Source organism: Pseudomonas sp. PA15(2017) (assembly GCF_001945395.1).
In the GTDB taxonomy this organism is placed as follows: Bacteria; Pseudomonadota; Gammaproteobacteria; order Pseudomonadales; family Pseudomonadaceae; genus Aquipseudomonas.
Map to the genome: position 1 here is coordinate 170,650 of NZ_MSXV01000011.1, position 7,058 is coordinate 177,707.

Here is a 7,058-nt window from a genome sequence, read left to right on the forward strand (position 1 = left end):
CACCTGCGCGTCATCCGACGCTGGCAAGGTTGCACCTGTCGACAGCAGACAACCTAATGGAGAGTTACTGCATGAGCGCTGCTTTCAACGACTACAAGGTCGCCGACATTTCCCTGGCCGACTGGGGCCGCCGCGAGCTGATCATCGCCGAGTCCGAGATGCCGGCACTGATGGGCCTGCGCCGCAAGTACGCCGCCAGCCAGCCGCTCAAGGGCGCCAGGATCCTCGGCTGCATCCACATGACCATCCAGACCGGCGTGCTGATCGAGACGCTGACCGCCCTGGGCGCCGAAGTGCGCTGGTCGTCCTGCAACATCTTCTCCACCCAGGATCAGGCCGCTGCCGCCATCGCCGCCGCCGGCATCCCGGTATTCGCCTGGAAAGGCGAGACCGAGCAGGAGTACGAATGGTGCATCGAGCAGACCATCCTCAAGGACGGCCAGCCGTGGGACGCCAACATGGTGCTGGACGACGGCGGTGACCTGACCGAGATCCTGCACAAGAAGTACCCACAGATGCTCGAGCGCATCCACGGCGTGACCGAGGAGACCACCACAGGCGTGCACCGTCTGCTCGACATGCTCAAGGCCGGCACCCTGAAAGTCCCGGCGATCAACGTCAACGACGCGGTCACCAAGAGCAAGAACGACAACAAGTACGGCTGCCGTCACAGCCTCAACGACGCCATCAAACGCGGTACCGATCACCTGCTGTCGGGCAAGCAGGCGCTGGTCATCGGCTACGGCGACGTGGGCAAGGGCTCGGCCGCTTCGCTGCGCCAGGAAGGCATGATCGTCAAGGTTTCCGAGATCGACCCGATCTGCGCCATGCAGACCTGCATGGACGGTTACGAGCTGGTTTCGCCGTACATCGACGGCCGTAACGACGGTACCGACGCCTGCATCGACAAGGCACTGCTGGGCAAGATCGACCTGATCGTCACCACCACCGGCAACGCCAACGTCTGTGACGCCGGCATGCTCAAGGCCCTGAAGAAGCGCGCCGTGGTCTGTAACATCGGGCACTTCGACAACGAGATCGACACTGCCTTCATGCGCAAGAACTGGGCATGGGAAGAGGTCAAGCCGCAGGTGCACAAGATCCACCGCACCGGCGCTGGCAGCTTCGACGCCGCCAACGACGATTACCTGATCCTGCTGGCCGAAGGCCGCCTGGTCAACCTGGGCAATGCCACCGGCCACCCGAGCCGCATCATGGACGGCTCGTTCGCCAACCAGGTACTGGCGCAGATCTTCCTGTTCGAGCAGAAGTTCGCCGACCTCGAAGCCGAGAAGAAAGCCGAGCGCCTGACCGTCGAAGTGCTGCCCAAGAAGCTGGACGAAGAAGTCGCCCTGGAAATGGTCAAGGGCTTCGGTGGCGTCGTCACCCAGCTGACCAAGCAGCAGGCCGACTATATCGGCGTGACTGTCGAAGGTCCGTTCAAACCGGACAGCTACCGCTACTGATAGGCGGTACGCGGCGCGGGCCCAAGGTCCGCGCCGCGTAGCCCGAAGGAATCGTCATGTCTCAGAAACGCCCCAACGTCAGCTTCGAGTTCTTCCCGACGAAGACCGATGCCGGACACGAGAAACTGCTGAACACCGCACGAGAGCTGGCCGGCTACAGCCCGGACTTCTTCTCCTGCACCTACGGCGCCGGTGGTTCGACCCGCGACCGTACCCTCAATACCGTGCTGCAGCTCGACAGCGAAGTGAAGGTGCCGACCGCACCGCACCTGTCGTGCGTTGGCGACAGCAAGGCTGAACTGATCGAGCTGCTCAACCTGTACAAGAGCAAGGGCATCAAGCGCATCGTCGCCCTGCGCGGCGACCTGCCGTCAGGCATGGGCATGTCCAGCGGTGAGTTGCGCCACGCCAATGACCTGGTCGAGCTGATTCGCACGGAAACCGGTGATCACTTCCATATCGAAGTGGCGGCCTACCCGGAAATGCATCCCCAGGCCCGCAATTTCGAGGACGATATCGCCAACTTCGTGCGCAAGGCCAAGGCCGGCGCCGACAGTGCGATCACCCAGTACTTCTTCAACGCCGACTGCTACTTCTACTTCGTCGAGCGCGTACGCAAGCTGGGCGTCGATATCCCGGTAATCCCGGGCATCATGCCGATCACCAACTACAGCAAGCTGGCGCGCTTCTCCGACGCCTGCGGCGCCGAGTTGCCACGCTGGGTGCGCAAGCAACTGGAAGCCTACGGCGACGACACCCAGAGCATCCAGCGCTTCGGCGAAGAGATGATCACCGGCCTGTGCGAACGCCTGATCGAAGGTGGTGCTCCCGGCCTGCACTTCTACACCCTCAACCAGGCCGCCCCCAGCCTGGCGGTGTGGAAAAACCTGCAGGGCTGATACCGGCCGCGGAGGCCGCGAAAGACCGAACTTTCGCGGCCTTTTTCTTTCCTAAAGGCGACGAAATCCACTGCACCAGCCAGTTGGATTAACCTGTCAGCCGCGTACCCGTTGACCCGAAGCCCCTGCTGGTCGACAGTACAGGCGCCCGGATGCCCCAACTGGGGGCATGACTGCCGGGACGAATTCACCAATGCGCGATCAGCCAGGATCGGCTCGAGTTGTCGCGCTACCACGGGATGCCTGCATGCTCACTCGCCAGAAAATCAACGCCTCGGTGTCGCCGAAAGGCAGCCTGGAAACCCTCTCCCAGCGTGAAGTCCAGCAACTGCGCGAGACCGGCTCGGGCAGCGTCTACGCGCTGTTTCGCCAGTGCGCCCTGGCGATCCTCAATACCGGTTCGCACAGCGACAACGCCAAGACCATCCTCGAGGCCTACCCGGACTTCGAAGTGAAGATCCACCAGCAGGACCGCGGCATCCGCCTGGAACTGATCAACGCGCCGGCCGATGCCTTCGTCGATGGCGAGATGATCGCCAGCACCCGCGAGATGCTGTTCAGCGCCCTGCGCGACATCGTCTACACCCAGAGCGAGCTGGAGAACAAGCGGGTCGACGTGGACAGCTCCAGTGGCCTCACCGACTACGTGTTCCACCTGCTGCGCAACGCCCGCACCCTGCGCGCCGGCGCCGAGCCGAAGATGGTGGTGTGCTGGGGTGGCCACTCGATCAGCACCGAGGAATACAAGTACACCAAGCGGGTCGGCCACGAACTGGGCCTGCGTGCTCTGGACGTGTGCACCGGTTGCGGCCCGGGCGTGATGAAGGGGCCGATGAAGGGCGCCACCATTTCCCATGCCAAGCAGCGCATCGTCGGCGCCCGCTACCTGGGCCTGACCGAGCCGGGCATCATCGCTGCCGAGGCGCCGAACCCGATCGTCAACGAACTGGTCATCCTGCCGGACATCGAAAAGCGTCTGGAAGCCTTCGTGCGCCTCGGCCACGGCATCATCATCTTTCCGGGCGGCGCCGGTACGGCGGAGGAATTCCTGTACCTGCTGGGCATCCTCATGCACCCGGACAACGCCGAGCTGCCCTTCCCGCTGGTGCTCACCGGCCCGAAGAGCGCCGAGCCCTATTTGCAGCAGCTGCACGACTTCATCGGCGCCACCCTGGGCCGCGAAGCGCAGAACCGCTACGTGCTGATCCCCAACGACCCGGCTGCCGTGGCGCGCCACATGGCAGCCGGCATCAAGGCGGTCAAGCAGTTCCGCCGCGAGCGCAACGACGCCTTCCATTTCAACTGGCTGCTGAAGATCGACGAGAGCTTCCAACACCCGTTCGAACCGACCCACGAAGCCATGGCCAGCCTCAACCTGACCCGCGAGCAGCCGACCCACGAGCTGGCCGCCAACCTGCGCCGCGCCTTCTCCGGTATCGTCGCCGGCAACGTCAAGGCCCATGGCATCCAGCTGATCGAAGAGCACGGCCCTTACGAGCTGCGCGGTGACAAGAGCATCATGCAGCCCCTGGATCGCCTGCTGCAGGCCTTCGTCGAGCAGCACCGCATGAAGCTGCCGGGTGGCTCGGCTTACGTACCCTGCTATCGCGTGGTCAGCTAAATCGTTGAGCGCGGGGAGCCTGCGCTTCTCGCCGCTTCGGCCAACCGGCCGTCCAGACAGGAGTATCCGATGGCACGCCCAGCACCCCGTACTCTCCAGGTCATCGCGTCCACCCCGGTCACCCCGCACATGCTGCGCGTGACCCTGGGCGGTGGCGAGATCGACAGCTTTCCAGCGGATCAGGAAAGCGCCTACATCAAGCTGATGTTCACTGCCCCCGGCAGGGACCAGAACCTGGTACGCACCTACACCGTGCGCCAGCAGCGCGCCGACCAGTTCGACGTCGACTTCGTGCTGCACGAGGATGCCGGCCCGGCCTCGCAGTGGGCCATGGCCGCCAGGCCCGGCGACAGCATCCTCGTCGGCGGGCCGGGACCGAAGAAACTGGTCGACAACAGCGCCGACTGGTTTCTGGTGATCGGCGACATGACCGCCCTGCCGGCGATCAGCGTGAACCTCGAACAGCTACCCGCCGATGCCCTTGGCCACGCCGTCATCGAGGTGATCGACGGCAAGGATATCCAGGCACTGCGCCACCCCGCTGGCGTCGAGCTGCACTGGCTGGTCAACCCGCATCCCGGCGAGAACAGCCAATTGCTGGTCGATCATGTGCGTCAACTGGAATGGCTGCCAGGGCGCCCGAGCATCTGGGCGGCCTGTGAGTTCAGCGGCATGCGCGCGCTGCGCCAGCATTTTCGCGAGCAGCGGAAGGTCGACCGCAAGGATCTGTACATTTCCAGTTACTGGAAGCTGGGCAGTAGCGAAGATCAGCACAAAACCGTCAAACGCGAGGACGCCGAGGCGCAGGGCGAGTGATCGCCAGGCCACCGGCCAGTCGCTGTAACCCCCGAGTGACAAGGGATAGCGCAACACCGATTGGCGCCAAGTTGTGCCCAACGCTGCCAATCCTGTTACACTCGGGACTTCCCGCCAGGCTTGCGCCCGGATGCTGCCCCCAGTGGCCAGCAGTACCGGACGGGATTGCACGCCCCACGTGTGATTCAAGCCAGGCACTACACCTATAGGGCCACGCCCTCACCAGACAGGATTGCACATGTCCTTTGCCTCCCTCGGTCTCTCCGAGGCTTTGGTCCGCGCGGTCGAAGCCGCCGGTTACACCCAGCCCACTCCGGTGCAACAGCGGGCCATCCCCGCCGCGTTGCAAGGTCGCGACCTGATGGTGGCGGCCCAGACGGGTACAGGTAAGACAGGCGGCTTCGCCCTGCCGATCCTCGAGCGGCTGTTCCCTAACGGCCACCCGGATCGCGAACAGCGCCACGGCCCGAAACAGCCCCGCGTGCTGGTGCTCACACCCACACGCGAACTGGCTGCCCAGGTGCATGACAGCTTCAAGCTGTATGCCCGCGATCTGAAATTCGTCAGCGCCTGCATTTTCGGCGGCGTTGGCATGAACCCGCAGGTGCAGGCCCTGGCCAAGGGCGTCGACGTCCTGGTCGCCTGCCCGGGTCGCCTGCTCGACCTGGCCGGGCAAGGCAGCGTCGATCTGTCCCACGTGGAAATCCTCGTGCTGGACGAAGCCGACCGCATGCTCGACATGGGCTTCATCCACGATGTGAAGAAAGTCCTCGCCCGCCTGCCGGCCAAGCGTCAGAACCTGCTGTTCTCGGCGACCTTCTCCAAGGACATCACCGACCTCGCCAGCAAGCTGCTGCATGACCCCGAGCGCATCGAGGTGACGCCGCCGAATACCACGGTCGAGCGCATCGAACAGCGCGTATTCCGCCTGCAGGCCAGCCACAAGCGTGCCCTGCTCGCTCACCTGGTCACCGCCGGTGCCTGGGAACAAGTGCTGGTGTTCACTCGCACCAAGCACGGCGCCAACCGCCTGGCCGAGTACCTGGAAAAGCACGGCCTGACCGCTGCCGCGATTCACGGCAACAAGAGCCAGAACGCGCGCACCAAGGCCCTGGCCGACTTCAAGGCCAACAAGGTGCGCATCCTGGTCGCCACCGACATCGCCGCCCGCGGCCTGGACATCGACCAACTGCCCCATGTGGTCAACTTCGAGCTGCCCAACGTCGAGGAAGACTACGTGCACCGCATCGGCCGTACCGGTCGTGCCGGTCGTAGCGGCGAAGCCATCTCGCTGGTCGCGCCTGACGAGGAGAAGCTGCTCAAGAGCATCGAGCGCATGACCAAGCAGAAGATCCCGGACGGCGATCTGATGGGCTTCGATGCCAGCAAGGTCGAGGCCGAGCGTCCGGAAGTACGCGAGCCGCAGAAGCCGCGCCAACCGCGCGGCGCCAAGGCCGAAGGCGAGCGCCAGAATGGGGGCCGTCGCGACAAGGGCAAGGATGGCGGCAAGGCGAAGAGCCAGCCCCAGGCCAAAGCCAAGCCGGCCCGCGGTCAGCAGCCGCGCAGCCAGGCACGCCCGGCACCGGCTGCAGGCGCTCCCGCCCTGCCACCGGATCGCGCCCCGGATGAATTCCGCGACGACGATATCGACAATTTCGGCAACCGTGTCGACTACGTACCGACCCAGAACAAGCCCCAGGGCCGTGGCCGTCGCCAGGGCGGCGGCCAGAATACTGGCGGCGCCGGTCAGGCACCGCGCGGTCAGGGCAAGGGCCCACGCACCGGCGGTGGCGGCAGCGCTAATGGCGGCGGCAAACGTCAGGGCCAGGGTCAAGGCGGCGGTCGTGGCCGTGGCGGCGACAACCGTAGCCGTGGCGCGCGTGACAACGTCGTCACGTCGCTGAACCGCGACGAGCTGCCACGCCGTGAAGGCCCGCGTCGCGACGCCCCCGAGAAGCAGCCGATCATCATGCACAAGGCTTCGCGCAGCGACCGTCTGCCAACCGCCGAACAGCTCGATCAGTTGCCGAGCAGCCGACCGCGTGGTGAAAAACCTGCCCTGCTGACTCGCAACCGCGATAGCGAGTGACGGCAGTCCCAGGCTCGGCCTGGGCCCAGAAACGAAAACGCCGGCTCAGACAGAGCGTGTGAAAAGTCGCTGATGCAGGTAGTGATCCCATCAGACGCCCCGACATTGTTCGGGGCGTTTGCTTTTGTACGATTCGAAAGGTCGCGACCAACCTTTCAAGTGAGCAG

At 64.7% G+C, this 7,058-nt stretch carries 5 protein-coding genes; all 5 read left to right on the forward strand.

What is annotated here, in order from left to right:
* The first annotated feature begins 56 nt into the window (after window positions 1-56).
* Entirely contained in the window at window positions 57-1,466 is a 1,410-nt protein-coding gene (ahcY, locus tag BVH03_RS05720) for an adenosylhomocysteinase (RefSeq protein ID WP_075960274.1), read from the forward strand.
* A gap of 56 nt (window positions 1,467-1,522) precedes the next feature.
* The gene (gene metF / locus BVH03_RS05725; RefSeq protein ID WP_075960275.1) at window positions 1,523-2,365 is read left to right on the forward strand and encodes a methylenetetrahydrofolate reductase [NAD(P)H]; all 843 of its coding nucleotides are present in this window, start codon (window positions 1,523-1,525) and stop codon (window positions 2,363-2,365) included.
* Between the two features lie 247 nt (window positions 2,366-2,612).
* Entirely contained in the window at window positions 2,613-3,986 is a 1,374-nt protein-coding gene (gene ppnN, locus BVH03_RS05730; protein ID WP_075960276.1) for a nucleotide 5'-monophosphate nucleosidase PpnN, read from the forward strand.
* 69 nt (window positions 3,987-4,055) lie between these two features.
* Window positions 4,056-4,802: a siderophore-interacting protein gene (locus BVH03_RS05735; RefSeq protein ID WP_075960277.1), complete on the forward strand. Its 747-nt coding sequence runs from the start codon at window positions 4,056-4,058 to the stop codon at window positions 4,800-4,802.
* A gap of 238 nt (window positions 4,803-5,040) precedes the next feature.
* A complete protein-coding gene (locus tag BVH03_RS05740) occupies window positions 5,041-6,891 on the forward strand; it encodes a DEAD/DEAH box helicase (RefSeq protein ID WP_075960278.1) in 1,851 nt (616 codons plus the stop codon).
* Window positions 6,892-7,058 lie beyond the last annotated feature (167 nt).

Coding starts and splice junctions, on each gene's coding strand:
- ahcY (WP_075960274.1), top strand. CDS start 57: ATGGAGAGTTACTGCATGAGCGCTGCTTTCAACGACTACAAGGTCGCC.
- metF (WP_075960275.1), top strand. CDS start 1,523: ATGTCTCAGAAACGCCCCAACGTCAGCTTCGAGTTCTTCCCGACGAAG.
- ppnN (WP_075960276.1), top strand. CDS start 2,613: ATGCTCACTCGCCAGAAAATCAACGCCTCGGTGTCGCCGAAAGGCAGC.
- BVH03_RS05735 (WP_075960277.1), top strand. CDS start 4,056: ATGGCACGCCCAGCACCCCGTACTCTCCAGGTCATCGCGTCCACCCCG.
- BVH03_RS05740 (WP_075960278.1), top strand. CDS start 5,041: ATGTCCTTTGCCTCCCTCGGTCTCTCCGAGGCTTTGGTCCGCGCGGTC.